A 649-nucleotide genomic window follows, 5' to 3' on the forward strand; every position below is an offset into this window, starting at 1 on the left:
TCTCGCCGAGTGGGAGCGTGAGGTGGCGAACGTGCGTATCCACGGCACGACCGGCGAGGCGCCGATCGTCCGCTTTGAGCGTGACGAGGCACACCGGTTGAAGCTGCTCGGCGGGCGGCCGTCGTTCGGATCGTTGCGCGAACTGACCCGCGTCGTCGGTAACGATTGCGCCGTCGAGATCGACACGAACAGCTACTCGGTGCCATGGCGGCTGATCGGCGAGCGCGTGGCGGTGACGGTCGCAGCCGGCGAGGTGCGCATCCGCCATGGCGTGCGCGAGGTTGCAGTCCACAAGCAATCGGAGGGTCGTCGTCTGCGGATCATCGATTCCGCCCACCTCGAAGGTGTTGCCGGTCGCGATGGCGCTGTCTGCCGACCGGAGATCGCGGCACCGACGGTGCCGGCTTCGTCTCCACCGCCCTCGTTGTTGCGTCCTCTTGCCGAATATGAAGCAGTGATCGGAGGGAGCTTCTGATGGCGCGCGCAAAGAGAACAACCGAAGCCCCCACCGATCCGCTCGACGCCATGCTGGCTCGATTGCAGCTCTCCGGCATCCGCGACCAGCTCGATAGCCTGCTCGACGAGGCGGCGCGCGCGAACCTGTCGGCGCGTGAGACGCTGATCCTGCTGTGCGAGCGCGAGATCGCGC

Annotated in this window: 1 protein-coding gene; it reads left to right on the top strand. The window is 66.9% G+C overall.

The features are described from left to right. The first annotated feature begins 133 nt into the window (after window positions 1-133). Entirely contained in the window at window positions 134-475 is a 342-nt protein-coding gene (locus tag SO140_RS46335) for a Mu transposase domain-containing protein (protein WP_498544254.1), read from the top strand. Window positions 476-649 lie beyond the last annotated feature (174 nt).

It is taken from the genome of Bradyrhizobium sp. UFLA05-108 (genome assembly GCF_059803455.1).